17 protein-coding genes and 1 tRNA gene are annotated in these 19,331 nt (G+C 58.4%); 6 read left to right on the top strand and 12 right to left on the bottom strand.

The window, feature by feature from the left end:
• Genes AC2FF8_RS04745 through AC2FF8_RS04735 form a run of 3 tightly spaced genes read right to left on the bottom strand, consistent with a single transcriptional unit; the run spans nucleotide 1 to nucleotide 2,646 of the window.
• Entirely contained in the window at nucleotides 1-1,326 is a 1,326-nt protein-coding gene (locus AC2FF8_RS04745) for a TRAP transporter large permease (RefSeq protein WP_496879041.1), read from the bottom strand.
• Nucleotides 1,326-1,844, bottom strand: coding sequence for a TRAP transporter small permease subunit (locus AC2FF8_RS04740; RefSeq protein WP_170343591.1), 519 nt, complete (start codon nucleotides 1,842-1,844; stop codon nucleotides 1,326-1,328). Before AC2FF8_RS04740 ends, AC2FF8_RS04745 begins: the two co-directional genes overlap by 1 nt.
• A 16-nt stretch (nucleotides 1,845-1,860) precedes the next feature.
• Nucleotides 1,861-2,646, bottom strand: a complete 786-nt coding sequence (locus tag AC2FF8_RS04735) for an N-formylglutamate amidohydrolase (protein ID WP_496879040.1) — start codon at nucleotides 2,644-2,646, stop codon at nucleotides 1,861-1,863.
• A gap of 103 nt (nucleotides 2,647-2,749) precedes the next feature.
• Between AC2FF8_RS04735 and AC2FF8_RS04730 the strand changes: the two genes are divergently transcribed.
• The 6 genes from AC2FF8_RS04730 (at nucleotide 2,750) to AC2FF8_RS04705 (ending at nucleotide 9,639) form a co-directional block, all read left to right on the top strand.
• The gene (locus AC2FF8_RS04730) at nucleotides 2,750-3,622 is read left to right on the top strand and encodes a MurR/RpiR family transcriptional regulator (RefSeq protein WP_170343593.1); all 873 of its coding nucleotides are present in this window, start codon (nucleotides 2,750-2,752) and stop codon (nucleotides 3,620-3,622) included.
• 104 nt (nucleotides 3,623-3,726) lie between these two features.
• Nucleotides 3,727-3,800: transfer RNA gene (locus AC2FF8_RS04725), tRNA-Gly, on the top strand.
• Between the two features lie 129 nt (nucleotides 3,801-3,929).
• Complete coding sequence (locus AC2FF8_RS04720) at nucleotides 3,930-5,750, top strand: ABC transporter transmembrane domain-containing protein (protein WP_496879039.1); 1,821 nt, start codon at nucleotides 3,930-3,932, stop codon at nucleotides 5,748-5,750.
• Between the two features lie 160 nt (nucleotides 5,751-5,910).
• Nucleotides 5,911-7,800, top strand: coding sequence for an acyl-CoA synthetase (locus AC2FF8_RS04715; RefSeq protein WP_496879038.1), 1,890 nt, complete (start codon nucleotides 5,911-5,913; stop codon nucleotides 7,798-7,800).
• 12 nt (nucleotides 7,801-7,812) lie between these two features.
• On the top strand, nucleotides 7,813-8,736 hold the full coding sequence (locus AC2FF8_RS04710) for an alpha/beta hydrolase (RefSeq protein WP_496879037.1): 924 nt from the start codon (nucleotides 7,813-7,815) through the stop codon (nucleotides 8,734-8,736).
• A gap of 99 nt (nucleotides 8,737-8,835) precedes the next feature.
• Entirely contained in the window at nucleotides 8,836-9,639 is an 804-nt protein-coding gene (locus AC2FF8_RS04705; protein ID WP_496879036.1) for a class I SAM-dependent methyltransferase, read from the top strand.
• A gap of 23 nt (nucleotides 9,640-9,662) precedes the next feature.
• On the opposite strand, the gene AC2FF8_RS04700 is transcribed toward AC2FF8_RS04705, so the two are convergent.
• The 9 genes from AC2FF8_RS04700 to AC2FF8_RS04660 form a co-directional block, all read right to left on the bottom strand.
• Entirely contained in the window at nucleotides 9,663-10,499 is an 837-nt protein-coding gene (locus AC2FF8_RS04700) for an alkaline phosphatase family protein (protein ID WP_257599156.1), read from the bottom strand.
• Nucleotides 10,500-10,652: 153 nt separating this feature from the next.
• Entirely contained in the window at nucleotides 10,653-12,290 is a 1,638-nt protein-coding gene (locus AC2FF8_RS04695; protein ID WP_496879035.1) for an ABC transporter ATP-binding protein, read from the bottom strand.
• Nucleotides 12,287-13,102 carry an ABC transporter permease gene (locus AC2FF8_RS04690; protein WP_425078677.1) on the bottom strand — a complete coding sequence of 272 codons (816 nt, stop codon included), beginning with the start codon at nucleotides 13,100-13,102 and terminating at the stop codon, nucleotides 12,287-12,289. The genes AC2FF8_RS04695 and AC2FF8_RS04690 overlap by 4 nt, the downstream gene beginning before the upstream one ends.
• Nucleotides 13,099-14,055 carry an ABC transporter permease gene (locus AC2FF8_RS04685; protein WP_170343601.1) on the bottom strand — a complete coding sequence of 319 codons (957 nt, stop codon included), beginning with the start codon at nucleotides 14,053-14,055 and terminating at the stop codon, nucleotides 13,099-13,101. The genes AC2FF8_RS04690 and AC2FF8_RS04685 overlap by 4 nt, the downstream gene beginning before the upstream one ends.
• A 15-nt stretch (nucleotides 14,056-14,070) precedes the next feature.
• Nucleotides 14,071-15,657, bottom strand: coding sequence for an ABC transporter substrate-binding protein (locus AC2FF8_RS04680; protein WP_257599155.1), 1,587 nt, complete (start codon nucleotides 15,655-15,657; stop codon nucleotides 14,071-14,073).
• A 239-nt stretch (nucleotides 15,658-15,896) separates the two neighbouring features.
• Nucleotides 15,897-17,000, bottom strand: a complete 1,104-nt coding sequence (locus AC2FF8_RS04675) for a DUF4147 domain-containing protein (RefSeq protein WP_496879034.1) — start codon at nucleotides 16,998-17,000, stop codon at nucleotides 15,897-15,899.
• Complete coding sequence (gene dtd, locus AC2FF8_RS04670; RefSeq protein WP_496871708.1) at nucleotides 17,000-17,437, bottom strand: D-aminoacyl-tRNA deacylase; 438 nt, start codon at nucleotides 17,435-17,437, stop codon at nucleotides 17,000-17,002. The genes AC2FF8_RS04675 and dtd overlap by 1 nt, the downstream gene beginning before the upstream one ends.
• Before the next feature lie 42 nt (nucleotides 17,438-17,479).
• On the bottom strand, nucleotides 17,480-18,148 hold the full coding sequence (locus AC2FF8_RS04665) for a nitroreductase (RefSeq protein WP_496879033.1): 669 nt from the start codon (nucleotides 18,146-18,148) through the stop codon (nucleotides 17,480-17,482).
• A gap of 65 nt (nucleotides 18,149-18,213) precedes the next feature.
• Nucleotides 18,214-19,329: a TFIIB-type zinc finger domain-containing protein gene (locus AC2FF8_RS04660; protein ID WP_496879032.1), complete on the bottom strand. Its 1,116-nt coding sequence runs from the start codon at nucleotides 19,327-19,329 to the stop codon at nucleotides 18,214-18,216.
• Nucleotides 19,330-19,331 lie beyond the last annotated feature (2 nt).

Below are 19,331 nucleotides of genomic sequence, written 5' to 3'. Positions count from 1 at the left end.
TCATTTGTTGTAGATGTATTCAGGCAGCCACAGCGCGATCTGCGGGAATGTCATGATGATCGCCAGCGCCAGCGTCATCACCATCACGAAGGGCAGGATTGACCCGTAGATGTCGCGCAGCGAAATCTCTGGCGGCGCCATCGCACGCATCAGGAACAGGTTGTAACCGAAGGGCGGTGTCATATAGGCGATCTGGGTCGTGATCGTGTACAGAACCCCATACCAGATCAGGTCGAATCCCATTGCCCCCACGAGTGGCACGTACAAAGGCGCGACGATCACCAGCATGGCCGTGTCGTCCAGAAACGTGCCCATCAGAATAAAGCTGAGCTGCATCAAGATCAGGATCACCCACGGGTTCAGGCCCAGCCGTTCGGTAAACAGGTTCTCGATTGCCCGAACGGCACCCAACCCGTCGAATACAGCGCCAAAGGCAAGCGCAGCCAGGATGATCCACATGAACATACAGGTGATGCCCAGCGTTGACCGCACAGACGTCTCGAAAACCTCACGTGTCATGCGTCCCTTGAGGATGGCTGCGGCGAACGCGGTCAAGGCACCGATGGCCGAGCTTTCGACCAGTGAGGTCCAGCCGTTGACGAAGGGCACCATCATCGCGGCGAAAATACCCAAAGGCAGAAGGCCCGCGCGCAGCAGGCGCATTTTCTCTGCCATTGATACGTCGCGTTCCGCTGCTGACAGAGCAGGCCCCAAGGCCGGGTTGATGCGGCAGCGGATCACGATATACAGGATGAACATTGCAGCCATCATCAGTCCGGGAAGCAGCCCGGCAAGCCACAGCTGCCCAACCGGCTGGCGCGCGATCATCGCGTAAAGCACCAGCACGACGGAGGGTGGTACGAGGATACCCAGTGATGACCCGGCTTGTATCACCCCGGTCACCATCTTCTTGTCATAGCCGCGTTTCAGCAGTTCCGGCAGCGCAATGGTCGCTCCGATGGCCATGCCCGCGACACTCAGCCCGTTCATGGCCGAGATCAGCACCATAAGGCCAATCGTGCCAATCGCGAGCCCACCGTTCAGACCGCCCATCCAGACATGGAACATCTTGTACAGATCGTCTGCGATCTTGGACTCGGCCAGCACGTACCCCATGAAAATGAACATCGGAAGCGTCAGCAGCGGATACCATTTCATCAGTTTCATGGCGGCCGAAAAGCCAATGTCATAGCCGCCGCGATCTCCCCACAGGAACAGGGCGGCCATCACGGCAACAAAACCAATCGCGCCAAAAACGCGCTGCCCGGTCATCAGCATCAGCATCATGGTCGAAAACATCAGGATGGCGATCAACTCGTAAGACATCAGATCACCTCGCGCGGGATGTCATCGCCCCTGAGGCGCAGAATATCTTTGAACAGTTCCGAGATTGCCTGAAGCAGCATCAGGAACAGACCCACGACCATGATGACCTTGATTGGCCACAGATAGGGACGCCACGCGGTCGGGCTGCGTTCACCATATTGCAGCGAATAGCTCAGCGAGTCGTATCCGCCGTAGATCATCACGCCCAGGTAGATGATCAGGAAAAGGACGGTGATCGCATCCGTCCACGCTCGACGGCGGTCGGACCATTCGCCGTACAGCAGGTCCATGCGGACGTTGGACCCCATCTGGATCGAATAAGGGCCGCCCAGAATGTAGTAGGCGACCATTGCGAACTGGGCCATCTCCAGTGTCCATAGCGATGGCAGAAAGAACGTTTTCGAGATCGAGGACCAGAGCAGGATGCCCATCATGACGAATATTCCGTACATGACAACGCGCCCGATCCAGCGGTTCGTGCGGTCAATGACCGCCACATATCCCCGCATGAAATTCATCTCGATACCTCTGTTTTCATGGTTTCGCCTCTGCGTGCGATATGTCTTTGATGACCGAATGCAGAATTGGCGTCAGCAATCCCGCAATGCGATTCACGCCTTCTGCGGTGTCGATCAGATCGTTTCGGACTTCGATCATGACATTTGGAAGCCCGCGCCGGACCGCGTGTTCGCGCAACGTGTGCGTGACGCCATCCGTGGCCGAGTAGGGCTCATTCAGAGCCACGCGTAGTCCTGAGCCTTCCGCGTGGCTCAGCATCAGCTGTGCGGCGCGGTCGTCTGCGTCATGAAGAATTCCCAGCTCTACCGTTCGGGGGGTTCCCTTGTAGACAGGCGTGAAGCTGTGGATCGTGATGACAACCGGAGGTTCGGGCCGTTCGTCCAAAGTGGACGAAACCAGCGTTTTGAAAGGTTCATAGACATCGCGTACCCGCTGGGCGCGCTGGGCATCTGTCAGGTTCATGTTTCCGGGAACGGAAAACACTTCGCTGACCTGCGGCATGGCATCTTCGCGTTCGGGCGGTCGGTTGCAGTCATAAACCAGCCGGCTGACGCGCGAGTGGACCAGCGGCGCATCCAAAGCGCCCATCAGCTCCACCGACAGGTCCAGCGCGCCGATGTCCCAGGCCGCATGAGAGCTGGCCGCCGCCTCATCCAGCCCCAATCCATCCAGCGCGGCAGGAATAAACCGGCTTGCATGTTCGCATATCAGCACAGCAGGCGCGCGACCGTGCGCATTGAGCACGCGGGCTGCCGGGGCTTCCGCCGGCAAAAGCAATGATGACTCGGTCTCGTGACGCATAGGTAGCATTTGTTACAGCAACTTCTCACCTGTCAAGAAAATTTCTGTAGACAAAATTTCAAACGAACATATTCTGTAACAAATTCAAGAAACGAGGGCGCCGATGGCCACCGTTGCCAAACTTGTCAAACAGCGGATTCAGGATGAACTGGACGATCTGACACGGTCTGAACGTCAGTTGGCCTCGGTCCTGTTGCAGGATTATCCGATGGCCGGTTTGCAATCGATCACCAAGCTGGCCGCCGCGGCGCAGGTTTCGACCCCGACCGTCATTCGCATGGCGCGCAAGCTTGGATTTGACGGGTTCCCCGACTTGCAGGATGCGCTGCGTGAAGAAGTGGCGGCGCAGATCAAGAAGCCGATCTCGAAACGGGACGCCTGGGTTGTGGATGATGAGGCGGAACATCCGACAACGCGCTTTGCCCAGGCGGTATGGACCAACATGCGCCACACGCTGGAACGTCTGGACAAAGAGATGTTCGATACCGTCGCGCATCTTTTGGCCGAGACAGAGCGCCATCTTTACGTCGTTGGCGGCCGCATCACCCGGTCAAACGCGGATTACCTGTTCAATCACATGCAGATCATCCGTCCCAATGTGACGATGCTGGGCAATTCGGCGAATGTCTGGCCGCAATACCTGCTGGATATGGATGAATCATCCGTTCTGGTGATTTTCGACATCCGCCGTTACGAGGCGCATCTGGAGAAGCTGGCACAGGTTGCCTCGGGCCGGGGCGTCACCGTTGTGCTGTTTACGGATCAATGGGGGTCACCGATCGGAAAGACCGCCAATTATTCTTTCCACGCATTGGTCGAGGCACCATCCAGTTGGGATTCGACCATTGCCTTGCAGTTGATCTCGGAAACGCTGATTGCAGAAGTGCAGGAGGCACGATGGGAAGAAAGCAAGGAACGGATCGAAGAACTGGAGCGGTTCTTTTCCTCGACCCGGATATTTCGCAATCAGGACTGACGGGCCGGTGTCGGGCCGGGCTGTATCGGAAAAATTGCGCCACTAAATTTGCCACTTCCGGCTTGACGATCCCGAAAGCATGACTTAACCAGCGCAGACCATTTGCGGGTATAGCTTAATGGTAAAGCCCCTGCCTTCCAAGCAGGCTATGTCGGTTCGATTCCGTCTACCCGCTCCACTCCTTCCCTGAAATTCTGCGTCAAATGGCCCTTTCGACCTGCCGATTGTGGTTGTGATGCTTGACCATACTTGACTGTACCTCCAAGAAAGCGGTCACTCAGTACCGATCAGGACACAAGGGCCAGACATGGCAAGACAAGCCGCCAGCAAGCCAACGCATACCGCCGCGCCCGGAGCCTCCGAGGAACGCGCGCGTTCAAAGAAGATTGGGGTTCTGGCCTCGCTTTGGCCGTTCATGAAACCCTACAAGTTCCTGATGATCGGCGCGACGCTGGCGTTGATTCTGACGGCGAGCATGACCCTGACGCTGCCACTGGCAGTACGGCGCGTCGTCGACAATTTCCGCATTCAGGATGGAGAGCTTCTGGATTGGTATTTTCTGGCCGCGCTCGGCATTGCCGCTGTTCTGGCCGTGGGCACCGGTATCAGATACGCGCTTGTGACCCGTCTGGGCGAACGGGTGGTGGCCGATATCCGCAAGGCGGTGTTTGATCGGGTCATCGGCATGAGCCCGGAATTCTACGAACGCATCATGACCGGAGAGGTGCTAAGCCGGATCACCACCGATACGACGCTGATCCAATCGGTCCTCGGCTCGTCAGTGTCCATTGCCCTGAGAAACATACTGTTGTTCGTCGGCGGGCTGGTTCTGATGCTGCTGACATCCGCCAAGCTGACCGGGCTGGTATTGTTGCTGATCCCGGTGGTCATCGTGCCTATCCTCGTACTTGGCCGCCGCCTGCGCGTGATCAGCCGCGAGAATCAGGACTGGATCGCGGCCTCGTCCGGCAACGCCGGTGAGGCATTGAGCGCGGTGCAGACCGTTCAGGCTTTTTCTCATGAACAGGCCAGCCGCCAGCAGTTCAGTGAGATGACCGAGACATCCTACCGCGTGTCGCTGCGCCGCATACAGACCCGCGCGGTTCTGACGGTGATCGTGATCTTCCTGGTCTTCTCGGGTATCGTGGGTGTTCTGTGGATGGGTGCCAACGACGTGCGAAATGGCGTGATGACCGAAGGCGTTCTGATCCAGTTCGTCATCTATTCGATCATCATGGCGGGCTCGGTCGCGGCCCTGTCCGAAATCTGGAGCGAACTTCAGCGCGCCGCAGGTGCCACCGAACGTCTGGTCGAGCTGCTTCATGCAGAAGATACCGTCACCGACCCCGCCAATCCCACAGCGCTGCCCAAAGACGTTCAGGGTGAAATCCGGTTTGAAGACGTCAGCTTCCGCTATCCGGCGCGCCCCGATACGATTGCACTGGATCATCTCTCGCTTTTGGTGAAACCCGGCGAGACGGTCGCATTCGTCGGGCCATCGGGGGCGGGAAAAACAACCGTGATCCAACTGATCCAGCGCTTCTATGATCCAAACTCGGGCCGCGTGACGTTGGACGGTCTTGATCTGCGCGACCTCGACCGGTCAGACTTTCGCCGCCACATGGCTTTGGTGCCCCAGGACCCTGTGATCTTTGCTGCATCCGCGCGTGAAAACATCCGCTTTGGCCGTCTGGACGCCTCGGATGCAGAAGTCGAGGCCGCCGCCCGGGCCGCTGCCGCGCATGACTTTATCGCGGCCCTGCCCGAAGGATATGACAGCTTTGTCGGCGAACGCGGTGTCATGCTGTCCGGCGGGCAGAAGCAGCGTATTGCCATTGCCCGTGCAATCCTGCGCGACGCGCCGGTTCTGCTGCTGGACGAGGCGACTTCGGCGCTGGATGCGGAAAGTGAACGCGCAGTGCAGGGCGCGGTGGACAAGATGCGTGCCGGGCGCACGACCCTGATCGTCGCGCACAGATTGGCAACCGTAAAGAAAGCCGACCGCATCGTTGTGCTGGAGGAAGGCCGCATCGTGGCACAAGGCCGCCACGAGGATCTGGTGTCTCAGGACGGGCTGTATGCACGCCTTGCACGGTTGCAGTTCACCGATGGTGTCGCCGCAGAATAAGAGTGACGCTCCGGCACTTGCACATTCGCCGTAGCGTCATTCTACATTTTACTCCCTTTGAAGGCTAAGGCCTCGCTTGCGCGAGGTTCGTTTTGCTTCCATCTTGGTTGCGCATAACAAGCCCGCGCAAAACGCGGGAGAATAATACGGGAGGAACCACATGGCCTTTGTGGGTTTGGAAGACAAGAAGCGCATGGAACAGGAAATGCCGTGGGAGGATCGGGATTTGCCCGTCACCTTCCATCAGCTTTTGTCGCGCACCGCAGGGAAGTTCCCCAACCACAAAGCCATGAGCTTCCAACTGTTCTCGGGCCCGAAGGACAAGGCCGAAACGCTGACCTGGTCGCAACTTCTGGGCCAGGTCAACCAGGCGGCGAACCTGTTCCGCTCGCTGGGTGTGGGTGAAAAAGACGTGGTCGCCTATGTGCTGCCCAACTGCAACGAGACACTGGTCACGATGATGGGCGGTGCGGTTGCGGGGATCGTGAACCCGATCAACCCCCTGCTTGAACCGGAACAGATCGCAGCGATCCTACGCGAGACCGGCGCCAAGGTCGTGGTGACGCTGAAATCCTTCCCGAAAACAGATGTCGCGCAGAAGGTCGAAGAGGCGGTGCGCCACGCACCCAAGGTCAATACCATTCTGGAAATTGATCTGAACCGGTATCTGACCCCACCCAAATCATGGCTGGTGCCGTTCCTGCGCCCCAAGATGGGCGACAAGGAAAAGCTGGCCCATGCGGATTACAAGAACTTCCACACGGAACTGGCCAAGCAGCAGACGACGCTGACGTTTGAAGACAGCAAGGAAGATCGTGTCGCCTGTTATTTTCATACCGGCGGTACCACGGGTATGCCGAAGGTGGCGCAGCACAAGTATTCCGGCCTGATCTACAACGGCTGGTTGGGAAGCACGCTTCTGTTTGACGAAAACGACGTCATCATGTGCCCGCTGCCCATGTTCCACGTTTTCGCGGTGCATGTGATTGTGATGGCGGCCGTATCCTCCGGTGCCCATGTGGTTTTCCCGACGCCACAGGGATATCGCGGCGACGGGGTGTTCGACAATTTCTGGAAGCTGATCGAGCGTTGGAAGGTGAGCTTCATCATCACCGTGCCAACTGCGATTTCAGCCAAGATGCAGCGCCCGGTCGATGCCGATATCTCAAGCGTAAAAACGGCCTTCTCGGGTTCGGCCCCGTTGCCGGTGGAGCTGTTCCGCCGGTTTGAAGAAGCGACCGGCGTCACCATTGTCGAAGGGTATGGTCTGACAGAGGCCACGTGTCTGGTCTCGTGCAACCCGGTAGATGGTGAGAAAAAGATCGGATCCATCGGTATTCCCTTCCCCTATACAGACGTCAAGATCTTGCAGGATGGGCCAGATGGACCGACCGAGTGCGACACTGATCAAATCGGTGAGATCTGCATCTCGAACCCGGGTGTCTATTCGGGCAATACCTATACCGAGGCCGACAAGAACGTTAACCTGTATCACTTCGACAAGTACCTGCGCACGGGCGATCTGGGGCGCTTCGACGAAGATGGGTATCTGTGGATCACCGGTCGCGCGAAGGACCTGATCATTCGTGGCGGTCACAACATCGACCCTGCCGAGATCGAAGAGGCTTTGCTGGGCCATGACGCCGTTGCTTTTGCCGGTGCCATCGGCCAGCCGGACGCGCATTCCGGTGAAGTTCCCTGCGCCTTTGTCGAACTGGTCGAGGGCGCGTCGGTCACAGAAAAAGAGCTGATGGATTACTGCAAGATTCACGTGCATGAACGCGCGGCGCAACCCAAGCACATGACCATTCTGGATGAGCTGCCCAAAACGGCGGTTGGCAAGGTGTTCAAGCCTAATCTTCGGAAACAGGCCATCACTCGTATCTACAACGGCGCACTTGAGGATGCAGGATTGGCGGCGCGGGTTGTTTCTGTCATCGATGACAAGAAGCGCGGCCTTGTCGCGCAGCTTGACGCGAACGGATCTTCGGAAGACGATGTTGCAAAAGTGCTGGGGGTATACACCCGGCCATGGGAGTGGTCTGAATAAGCCGGAGGGACAATGGACTATGAACGCCTGATCGACGAAGAAACCTGGGCGTTCATACGTCGCACGGCAGAAAGCTATCCCGATGACGCGGTCGATCTGTCGATCGAGGATCAGCGCCGTGTCTATGACACCATGTGTCAGGACTTTCGCCAACCACGCCCAACTGGGGTGGAAACAGAAGACCGGACCGCTGATGGTGTTCCGGTCCGAATTTACTCTGCCGGGCAACCAACCCGAACCGTCATCTATTTTCATGGTGGCGGTTTCGTTGTTGGTGGTCTGGAAAGTCACGACGATGTTTGCGCTGAATTATGCGCCCAAACCGGGTACCGGGTCGTCGCCGTCGATTACCGGCTGTGTCCTGAACATGTGCACCCGGCACAGTTTGATGACTGTTGGGCGGCAGCGAACTGGGCCGCAACCAAATTCGGAGACCCATTGATTTTGGCCGGTGACAGCGCCGGTGGAAATCTGGCTGCTGCGGTATCCCACTACGCGCGCGGGCGTTTGGACGGAATCCTGGGGCAGGTGCTGATCTATCCGGGCCTCGGTGGGGACCGCACCCGGGGGTCCTACCAGGAACATGCCCAGGCCCCCTTGCTGACGTTGGATGAAATCAAGTTTTATGAAACCGTCCGATGCGCGGGCGATCCGCCCCAGGGCGATCCGACCTATGCGCCGTTGCAGGACAGTGACTTTTCAAACCTGCCGCCGACCGTGGTTGTAACGGCTGATTGCGATCCGCTGCGTGACGACGGGCAGGTTTATTGCAGTCGGATCAATGCGGCGGGCGGGCAGGCCCACTGGATCAATGAATTCGGTCTTGTGCACGGGTATCTGCGCGCGAGAACCTCGGTGAAACGTGCGGCTGACAGTTTTGAACGTATTTCGGTTGCGATAGAAGCGCTGGGGCAGGGGATCTGGTCCTACGACTGATGCAGTGATTTGAAGGCTCTGGTCCTTTTTGGGGCCTGTATGCCGAAAAGCGGCTGGCTGTGGTAAGCTCACTCAAATTCTCCGAGGAGATCTTACCTTATGACCGACCCCTTCCAGAACGTTGATGCCGCCGGGCCTGAATTCATCAAGTTGTTTGCGGATTCAATGGACCAACGGCAAGCGGACCCGGCCATGGAACGGATCGTTGCCGCCTATCTGGGTCATCTGAACGTCACGGATGCATCAACGGTTGTCGAGGTTGGGGCCGGTGCAGGCGCCGTCACACGTCGCATCGCATCACACTGCCACCCGGCGAACGTCATAGGTTTTGAACCTTCGAAAGGGTTTGTCTCGGAAGCCAACGATCGGGCTAAAGAGTATTCGAACCTGACGTTTAAAGTGGCGGACGGTGCCGCGCTGCCTTTGGAAGATGAAACCGTCGATGCGGTTATCATGCACACGGTGCTCACGCATGTAGAAGACCCCGAATCTCTGATTGCCGAGGCTTTCAGAGTGCTGAAGCCTGATGGTCTGTTGATTGTGTGTGACGCTGATTTTTCCAAAGCGACGTTCAGCTCTTTTCCGAATGATCCACTGGATATCTGCGCAAAAGAGTTCGTCCGCGAGTTTGTGACCGATCCATTTGTCGTCGCAAAACTCAGGTCAATGATTTCCGATGCCGGACTATCCGTGAAACACTTTGACGTGCAAAGCAGAGTTGTCTCGACACCCGAGCAGATGTTGCCTTGGGTCGACCTGACCACCAAGCAAATGTACGAGCGAGGTGATATCGGAAAAGAACTGGCAGCGGGGCTTGTGGCCGAGCACGAAAGACGTGCTCGAAACGGGTCGCTTTACGGATACCAGGTATTTGCGACAGTGGTGGCGGCGAAGGCCGCATAAGCGGCCCCGAAGCCGCATGGCCATTACCGCAGAAACGGTTCCGCCTTCATTGTCTCTGCAATGGGGGCACCCATTCGGCTCAGGATGGTCGGGGCCAATTGCAACTGGCTTATGACGGTCTCGGCGTCTGGCCCTTCTGCGTCACCGAAATAGTACAGCGCCGTTTCCTGTTGCAGCGGGCCGCGCCCACCGTGGTGGCCGCGCTCGTCCTGGCCATGATCCGCGGTGACGATCACTTCATATCCCAACTGGCGCCAGCGGGGGATGAAAGGCGCAAGCATTTCGTCGGCAACAAAGCAGGCGTGATCCATTTCTTCACAATCGTGGAAAAAACGGTGGCCCATGCTGTCCAGCGTGCAGGTGTGCAGAATGCCATAGTCCAGCCCGAAACGCAGGCACAGATTGGTCAGAGTGGCATACAGATCGACATCGGATGGCGTCATCTGGTTGGCTTTGCCATAGCCGGTCATGCTGTGAAAACGACCATGGTTGATCGTCGCGCTTTCGGGCTCGTCGTATTCGATGTCGCGGACGTAATCGAAGGGATGACGGTTGAAGAACTGCGACCAATAGCTGTGTGTCACCGCCCCGGTCACACCACCGGCTTCACGCACCTGACTGAACACGTCCTTGTGGCTCAGCCGGAAGACGTTTCCATTCCCGGTGCAGCCATGCTCTTGCGGTGTCACGCCCGTGTGGATTGACGCATAGCAACTGGCCGATGTCGAAGGCAGCACGGCACGCAGTTTCCAAAGCCGTGCTTCACCACTGTCGACCCAGCCTTCGAGATTGCCGAACAGGCGGCGAAAATTGCGATAGGGGACACCGTCCAGAATGATGAGGAGAAGCTTGCGGTCCATGTCGAGGCCCTTTGAGAGACATTGCGTTCCGGCGACCCTAAGAGATTCGACGTCTATCGGCTGCCACTTTGCGCCCCCAATAGCAAAATCCCGACACCTGTCTTCAAACAAGGTGCCGGGATTCAAACCTTCATCGAAATGTCACGAACCGGATCAGTTACCGGCGCTTTCCATCTTGCGATGGGCGACGACCTCTTCCAGCCAGCCCAGGTGCATTTCAGGCACCGAACTGAGCAGCAGGTCGGTATAATCGTCGAAGGGCGGGCTCAGCACCTGACTCTTCGAGCCATAACGGGCCACGCGACCCTGATACATCACCGCGATGCTGTCGCTGATCGCGCGGACCGTCGCCAGATCGTGGGTGATGAACAGATAGGCCACATCCTCGATCTTTTGCAGGTCCAGCAGCAGCTTGAGGATGCCGTCCGCCACCAGCGGATCCAGTGCCGAAGTGACCTCGTCACAGATGATCATCTTTGGCTTGGCTGCCAGTGACCGGGCGATACAGACACGCTGTTTCTGACCTCCGGACAGTTCCGCAGGATAGCGGTCGATGAATTTTTCGCCCAGCTCGATCTCATCCAACAACTCGATGATCCGTTTACGTTTCTCAGCGCCGCGCATGTTGAAATAGAACTCCAACGGGCGGCCGATGATGGTGCCGACGGTCTGGCGTGGGTTCATTGCCACGTCTGCCATCTGATAGATCATCTGCAACTCGCGCAGATCCTCGCGAGACCGCCCCGCAAGGTCCGGCGACAGCGTGCGACCGGCAAAACGGATCTCGCCATCGCGCGGCGGCAACAGGCCGGTGATCACCCGGGCCAGCGTGGATTTGCCCGAGCCGGATTCGCCCACGACCGCCAGTGTCTGCCCCGGATGAAGCTCGACATTGACGTTGTGCAGCACGTCGAAGTTCAGCCCCTTATAGCGCGCGGTGATCCCGTCAACGGTAAGCAGCGGTTCCGGTGTGGGCTGCTTTTCTTCGTGCTCGATCGAACGCACCGAGACCAAAGCCTGCGTATATTCTTCCTGCGGGTTGTTGATGATCTGGTCGGTGCTGCCGTATTCGACTGTGTCACCCATCCGCAAAACCATGATATCGTCGCTGACCTGCGCAACGACCGCCAGATCATGCGTGATGTACAAAGCAGCAACGCCGGTATCGCGTATGGCATCCTTGATTGCCATCAGAACATCGATCTGGGTGGTCACATCAAGCGCCGTGGTCGGTTCGTCGAACACCACCAGATCGGGTTCAGGACACAGTGCCAGCGCAGTCATGCAACGCTGCAACTGACCGCCCGAGACCTGATGCGGATAGCGGCTGCCGATGTTGTCAGGATCGGGCAAGCCGAGCTTTGCGAACAGTTCGCGCGCGCGGCCTTCAGCTTCTTTGCGAGAAAACTTCTTGTGCTCGACAGCCGCTTCGACAACCTGATCCATGATCCTCTTGGCTGGGTTGAACGACGCGGCAGCGGATTGCGAGACATAGGCAACCTCGCCCCCGCGCAGATTCCGAATATCGCTATGCGATGATTTCAGGATGTCGCGCCCGTTGACCCAGACCTCGCCGCCGGTGATTTCGACGCCACCCCGGCCATAGGCCATCGAGGCAAGACCGATGGTGGATTTCCCTGCGCCGGATTCACCGATCAGACCCAGTACCTTGCCGCGCTCCAGGTCAAAGCTGACCCTGTGCACGATTTCGATGTCATGGGGTTTCTCACCCGGTGGGTAAACGGTCGCGCCGATCTTGAGGTCACGGACCTTGAGAAGGGTATCACTCATCCCCGACCTCCTTTCAGCGATGTGGTTCGGTTCAGGATCCAGTCAGCCACAAGGTTGACCGAGATTGCGAGCGTCGCGATGGCCACGGCGGGGTACAGGGCCGCGCCAATGCCATAGACGATGCCGTCCTTGTTTTCCTTCACGATGCCACCCCAGTCGGCCAGCGGCGGTTGAACGCCGAGACCCAGGAAGGACAGGGTAGAGATGAACAGCACCATGAAAATGAACCGCAGGCCGAACTCGGCCACCAGCGGTGACAATGCGTTCGGCAGGATTTCCCGGAAGATGATCCACATCCGCCCCTCACCACGCAGTTTCGCGGCTTCGACATAATCCATCACGTTGATGTCCACGGCGACGGACCGCGACAGGCGATAGGGGCGTGTCGCATCCAGAAGACCCATGACAAGGATCAGGATCGGAACGGTGACCGGAACGATGGCCAGAATGACCAGCGCAAGGATCAGCGTAGGGATGGACATGATCAGATCGACCGTCCGGCTGAGCGCCTGATCCGCCCAACCGCCCAGAACGGCGGCCAGAAGACCAAGCGATGTACCGGTCAAGAAGCTGAGCAATGTCGCGGCGGCGGCAATGAAGATCGTCGTGCGCCCGCCATAGATCATGCGGGTCAGCAGGTCACGGCCGATGTTGTCGGTGCCCAGCAGGTGCTCGGCGCTGGCCGGTTCCCATACATCGCCGACCACTTCCGCCATCCCGTAAGGCGCGATCAACGGGGCTGCGATTGCCACGAAGAAATAGGCGCCGGTGAACATGAGGCCAATCAGAGCCGAAATAGGAATGTTCTTCATTTCGGATGCCTCAGTCTTGGGTTTGCAAGGATCGAGACGATATCCGCGACCATGTTCAGGCCGATGTACACAGCCGCGAACACCACGCCGCAGGCCAGAACGACCGGCACGTCACGTTTGGTCACGGCGTCCACAAGGTACTGCCCCATGCCGGGATAGACGAACACGACTTCGACCACGACGACGCCAACAACGAGGTAGGCGAGGTTCAGCATGACAACGTTCACGATGGGTGAGATTGCGTTGGGAAAGGCATGTCGCGCGATGACCTGAAACGTGCTCAGGCCCTTGAGTTCGGCCGTTTCGATATAGGCTGATTGCATGAGGTTCAGAATTGCAGCGCGGGTCATCCGCATCATCTGCGCCAGGACCACCAATGTCAGAACGAAGGCAGGCAGCGCAATCGCGTTCAGCTTTTGCCAGAACGACATCGAGTCGTTGATCATCGCAAGCGAGGAAAACCATCCCAGTTTGACCGAGATGTAGTAGATCACGACGTAGCCGATCAGGAACTCGGGGATAGAAACCGTTGTCAGCGTGACGGCGGAAATCAGTTTGTCGGGCCAGCGATTGCGGTACCGGACGGCCAGTAGCCCAAGGAAAATCGCAAGCGGGACGGATACGATTGCCGCAACACAAGCCAGGAACAACGTGTTCCCGAGGCGTTTTCCGATGCTCTCGGCAATATCAAGCTTGTTGGTCAGCGATTGGCCAAGGTCGCCCTGAACGATGCCGCCCAGCCATTCAAAATAACGGGTCAGGGCCGGGCGATCCAGGCCCATTTCTTCGCGAAGGTTGGCCAAGGCCTCGGGGGTTGCGGACTGCCCCAGGACGGCTTGCGCGGCGTCTCCGGGAAGAGCTTCGGTCAGGCCAAAAATCAAGGCCGAAGCGCCGAACAGCAATAGAATTCCCAGCGCGAGGCGCTGGGAAACCAGTTTTATGATAGGATGCATTGTCCGATGCCCGTATCAGACGAACCACATTTTGCGGGACATGTTGCCGTTCATCATCTCCTGCGTCGGGTCGCTTTCCCAACCATCCAGCTGGTTGCTGACACCTTCGACAAAATCATTGAACATCGGGCAGATCAGGCCGCCTTCATCACGGACCATGCGGCCCATCTGGCTGTAGATCTTCTTGCGTTTTTCGGCATCCAGTTCTGCACGAGCCGCGAACAGCAGGTCGTCAAATGCCTGAACTTTGAACCGTGTGTCATTCCAGTCCGCCGTCGACAGATACGCGGTCGAATACATCTGGTCCTGCACCGGACGACCGCCCCAGTAAGAGGCACAGAAGGGCTGCACGTTCCAAACCTCAGACCAGTAGCCATCATTCGGCTCGCGCTTGATTTCCAGCGGAATTCCGGCCTGGGTCGCTGTCTGTTGGAACAGGGCTGCGGCATCCACGGCACCCGGGAAGGCACCGTCTGCAACACGAAGGATAATCGGCGAACCGTCATGACCGGACTTCTTGTAGTGCTCGGCGGCTTTTTCCACGCTGAACTCGCGCTGTTCGATGGTCTCATCAAACAGAGGATAGGCTGCGTTGATCGGCATGTCATTCCCGATCGAGCCATAGCCGCGCAGAACCTTGTCTACGAGTTCGGTACGATTGATGGCATATTTCAGGGCCGTGCGCAGTTCGTTGTTGTCGAACGGTGCGGTATCGCAGTGCATGATAAAGACATAGTGGCCACGGCCAGCGGTCGAATGCACGGTCAGATTGGGTGCGCGCCCCAGCAGGTCCGCGACCTTTGGTTCAACACGGTTGATGGCGTGGACCTGACCCGATTGCAGTGCAGCGGTACGCGCGGTCGCGTCATTGATAACCACGACTTCAACACTGTCGAAGTTGCCAAAATCAGAGTTCCAGTGGTTCTCGTACTTTGTGAACAAGTGGCGCACACCGGGTTCGTCCACTTCCACCTTGTACGGTCCGGTTCCGATACCTGCCCCTGGATTGTCCATGCCGCCATCGGGCTGAATGATCAGGTGGTAGTCGGCCATCAGATACGGAAGGTCCGCGTTCGGCTCGGACAGCGTAACCTGGAAGTTGTCGCCGTCGGCTTTCATTGACTCGATGCCCTTCATGATGCCCAGAGCACCAGACTTGGAGTCTTCGTTCGAGTGGCGCTGCATGGTCTTCAGCACGTCCTCGCTGGTCATGGTCTTGCCGTTGTGGAATTCGACACCCTGACGCAGTTTGAAGGTCCAGACCTTGGCGTCCGCGCTGCCTTCGACGCTTTCCGCCAGGCGCGGTTCGATGGACCCATCGGGGGCAACTTCTACAAGCTGGTCGCCGAATTGCTTGCCGTTCTGGAACGGAACCGAGCTGGCATAGGTCGCTGGATCCAGCGAGTTCGTGGATTCGCCACCCTGAAGGCCAAATTTCAGGTCACCGCCCTTTTTCGGGCCTGCCGCGCGTGCTGCGTCCGCGAACATCGTGCTGGCCACGGCAGCCGAAACGCCCAGAGCCGCAGCTTTCCCCATGAATTCGCGGCGAGTCATCTTCCCGGCTGTGACCTGACCGGCCATATACGTGATTTGTTCGTTCATATGAGTGTTCTCCCTATTGAGTGGTTCCTGCCCCTTGGGGGGGCTTTTTGTTGACGCATGAGTCAACGTTGGCTTATTTCCGCGGACCGGGCAAGGTTATTTCTTTTAAATACCGAAGGCCGAAGCCCTCTCTTTCTTGTCCGGTGTGCGGCAATTGCTGAGTGGGTGCTCAGGTGCATTCTGCATTTCCGGGTAGTTTCCGGTCGATTGCGGGCCAAAGCAGCATGATAAGCGTCAAATCATCCACGTATCGCGACAACCAGGTCCATGACATTGGTGCCGGTTGGCCCTGTTGTCAGCAAAGCATTGGCTTTTTCCAGGAAAGACCCGCTGTCGGCTTTTAGAAGTGCAAGATCTGCGCCATCACCCCAGGTTGCGCCTGTTATGATTCCACCCGCCGCATTTGTCGGACCGTCCGTGCCGTCGGTGCCGCCCACGATCACCGCAAGATCCGTCTGGCCTGAAATCTCTTTGGCCAAGGCAAGCGCAAGGGCCTGATTTCTGCCGCCACGCCCCGGGTGATCAGGCAAAACCACGGTCGGTTCTCCGCCAAAGATCATCACGCCCTTTTCCATTCCTCGCAGCATGGGCCCAAGACGCGCCGCGACTTTCAAATAGTCGTCGTGCAGGGCCTCATCATTGGTCAAAACCCTCAGTCCCATTTTTTCCGCTGCTTTGGCAGCGGCATTGCGTGCATGCGCGTTCGAAGCAACGATCCGGGTGGTGGCCGCAAAGGAATGGTTGTCGGGCAATGCTCCGATTCCCGAGCCGATGACGTTCAGATCGTCTCCGGGTACGTCCGAGATCGCCAGAACAGTGGCGCGGTCTCCGGCGAAATGGGACAGCAGACCGCCGCCCTTGATACGCGACAGCTTGCGACGCTCGGCATTCATCGCGCGGATATCCAGCCCTTTCGACAGCAGTTCGCGGTTCAATGCCCCGAGGTCATCAAGCGATGTTCCGGGAGGCAGGTCCTCGGCCAGGGATGACGCGCCGCCCGAGACCAGCAGCAGCACATGTGATCCGGGCCCCATCTGTTCCATGGCGAGGCGCAGTGCCCGCCCGCCCGCAAGACTGCGGTCGTCCGGAACGGGGTGCGACGCCTCGATCACCTCGACCCCACCCGGCAGGTCGCGGCCATGGTCGTCTTTGGTGACCACAAGCGTTGGAATGGTGCCGAAATGTTCCAGCGCAGCCCGCGCCATGGCTGCGGCGGGTTTGCCCACGGCCAGAATACGGTCGGGTTTCGGGACATCAGGCAAGGCGGCCAGGGTGGCCTCGTACCCGCCGACGGCCTCAACACCGGCCTGCCACAACGTGACGGCTTGCTTCTCAATATCCATCAATTCTCCACCCAGATCGTGACCGGCCCGTCATTTACAAGTTCCACCGCCATGTCCGCACCGAACTGGCCGGTTTCCACCGCGACGCCCTGCGCGGCAAGGTGCTCGGCGAAGACCTTGTACAACTGCTCTCCCAGCTCGGGCGGGGCTGCGTTTGAAAATCCGGGGCGATTGCCGCTGGAAGTGTCCGCCGCCAATGTAAACTGGCTGACCACCAGAGCAGAGCCTTGAACATCCAGAAGCGAGCGGTTCATCTTGCCGGCGTCGTCCTTGAAAATCCGCAGTTTTGCAGTTTTCTCGGCCAGTTTTTCTGCCTGTGCCTTGCTGTCGCCCTGCATGGCGCAGACCAGAATCATGAGCCCAGGGCCGGTTGTGCCGATGACGGTGCCTTCGACCGACACTTTGGCCTGTGTCACCCTTTGCAGCAATGCGCGCACTTGGTTCCTCCCCCGAGATGTTGAGCCTGCCTGAGCGACGGTTTAGCCGCGCCAGTCCACAAAGTCACCCAATGCCGCACGTTCCGTACGGAAGCTGTTTGCAGGATGATCCGTATCCGAATAGCCAAAGGAAATTGCGCACAGGATCAAACGATCATCGGGGATCTGAAAATACTGATGCAAAAAAGGGCTGTATGCGGCCAATGCCGCTTGTGGGATGGTTGCCACGCCCAAAGCCTGAGCAGCGAGCGCGAAAGCCGTGACAAAGCCGCCGCAATCCATTGCACCATAAGGTCCAAGCTCTGCCGGGCTTGAGATGATGGCACAATGTGGTGCGCCAAACAGGGCAAAGTTCTGCATCATTTGCTGCGCCGACCCTTCGCGGTCCCCCCGTTCTACGCCAACCGCGCTGTAGAGTGCCCAGCCGCACGTCCGGCGGCGGTCTTGATACACGCCGGAGTAGGAAACGGGAAAAGGAAGATCGGGGGCCGGTGTGCCGTTTTCCGCCTCGTTTGACATCGCGTCGCGGAACCTGTCGGTTTCGTCTCCGCTAGTGATGACCAGTTGCCAAGGTTGCGCGTTGCACCAGCTTGGCACCCGGGACGCGCTGGTCACGATCTGCGCGATCTGGTCTTGCGGTACCGGGTCCGGAAGAAAGGCGCGGCAGGAATGACGTTTGTCCAGCAAGGCATTCAATTCAGCAATCGACACGTGGACCTCTTCTCAACGTTGCAGGCCTGAGGATGACGGTGCGGTGTAAATTGTACAAGAGGCTGTTATTGCTGTCCTGTTGCCATCAAATATCCGACACCTGCGGCAACCAGCAGGCCAAGTACAACGGCGATCGTGATCTTTGTTGCCGACCAGGGGCGCTCTCCCTGAACCCGACCGGTCCGGCCGTTCACCACGAAACGATAGGTCTGGCCGCGATACTTATAGGCCGCCAACCAGACCGGCAGCAGGATATGTTTGAATGTGACATCGCGCACATCAGTGTCCACCGCATGGATACGTTGCCTGTCGCCCCCAATATCAAAACGTACATCCCGCTCGATCACGCGGGCCATATGTGCGCGGGCCTCGGCATATCCCTCTTTCAGTTCAACCGTATAGGCCTCGGCCCGAAAACCGGCGAGGTATTCTGGCTGGTAGGGTTCCAGAGCCGGGAGATCCCAAGGCTCCAGAGCATCCGTGTAAGCCTTGGGAAGAGACCTTGAAGCCAATACCAGCACGTCGTCAAAGAACCGGGCCACCCGGCCGGACTTGGGCGTCCAGCGGACCTTGGGCACCTGTTGTTGCACCCGTTTGCCATCCCGCATGACGGTGCGGGTTTCATAGTAGACCGTGCCGCGCTCTCCGCGATAGGCCGATTTCGTGTCGGCATCAAAGGTCCAGTAGGGCACATAGATACCCTGCATCCTGCGGCCCTTGCGGGCATAGTCCTTGAGCCCGTTCGGCGCGAACCACAGCCGCCCCAGCCAATCGCTCATCGCCCTGAGGGCCGAGCGTTCATCCAGAGCAAAAGGCAGAACACCCTTCGGTTTGATATGCCGGTTCACCCCGGTGTCCGTCACGACCGGGGTGGCGCAGAACGGGCATTCCGCAGCATGGGTGTTGGGGTCGAATTCAACCTGCGCCGCACAGTTCGGGCAGGACAGAACCCGCGTCTCTTCGATTTCACTGTCAGGCAAGCGGTCGGCGATGGCCGCGTCGAAATCCAGCTCGCGCAGGCTGGCGCCGCCCCAGGGGCCAGCCCCGATCGGTTCGGAATGGCCGCAGTGATCGCAGGTCAGCGTGCCGGATTTCGGGTCGAACCGATAGTCCGCGCCGCACTGGTCACACGGAAAACGGTGTTCCGCAAAATCAGGTGATGGGGCAGGGGCATGAGTCATGA

The sequence above is a fragment of the Ruegeria sp. YTSA144 genome, assembly GCF_059610125.1.
This window is presented reverse-complemented; position numbering and strand designations above follow the sequence as displayed.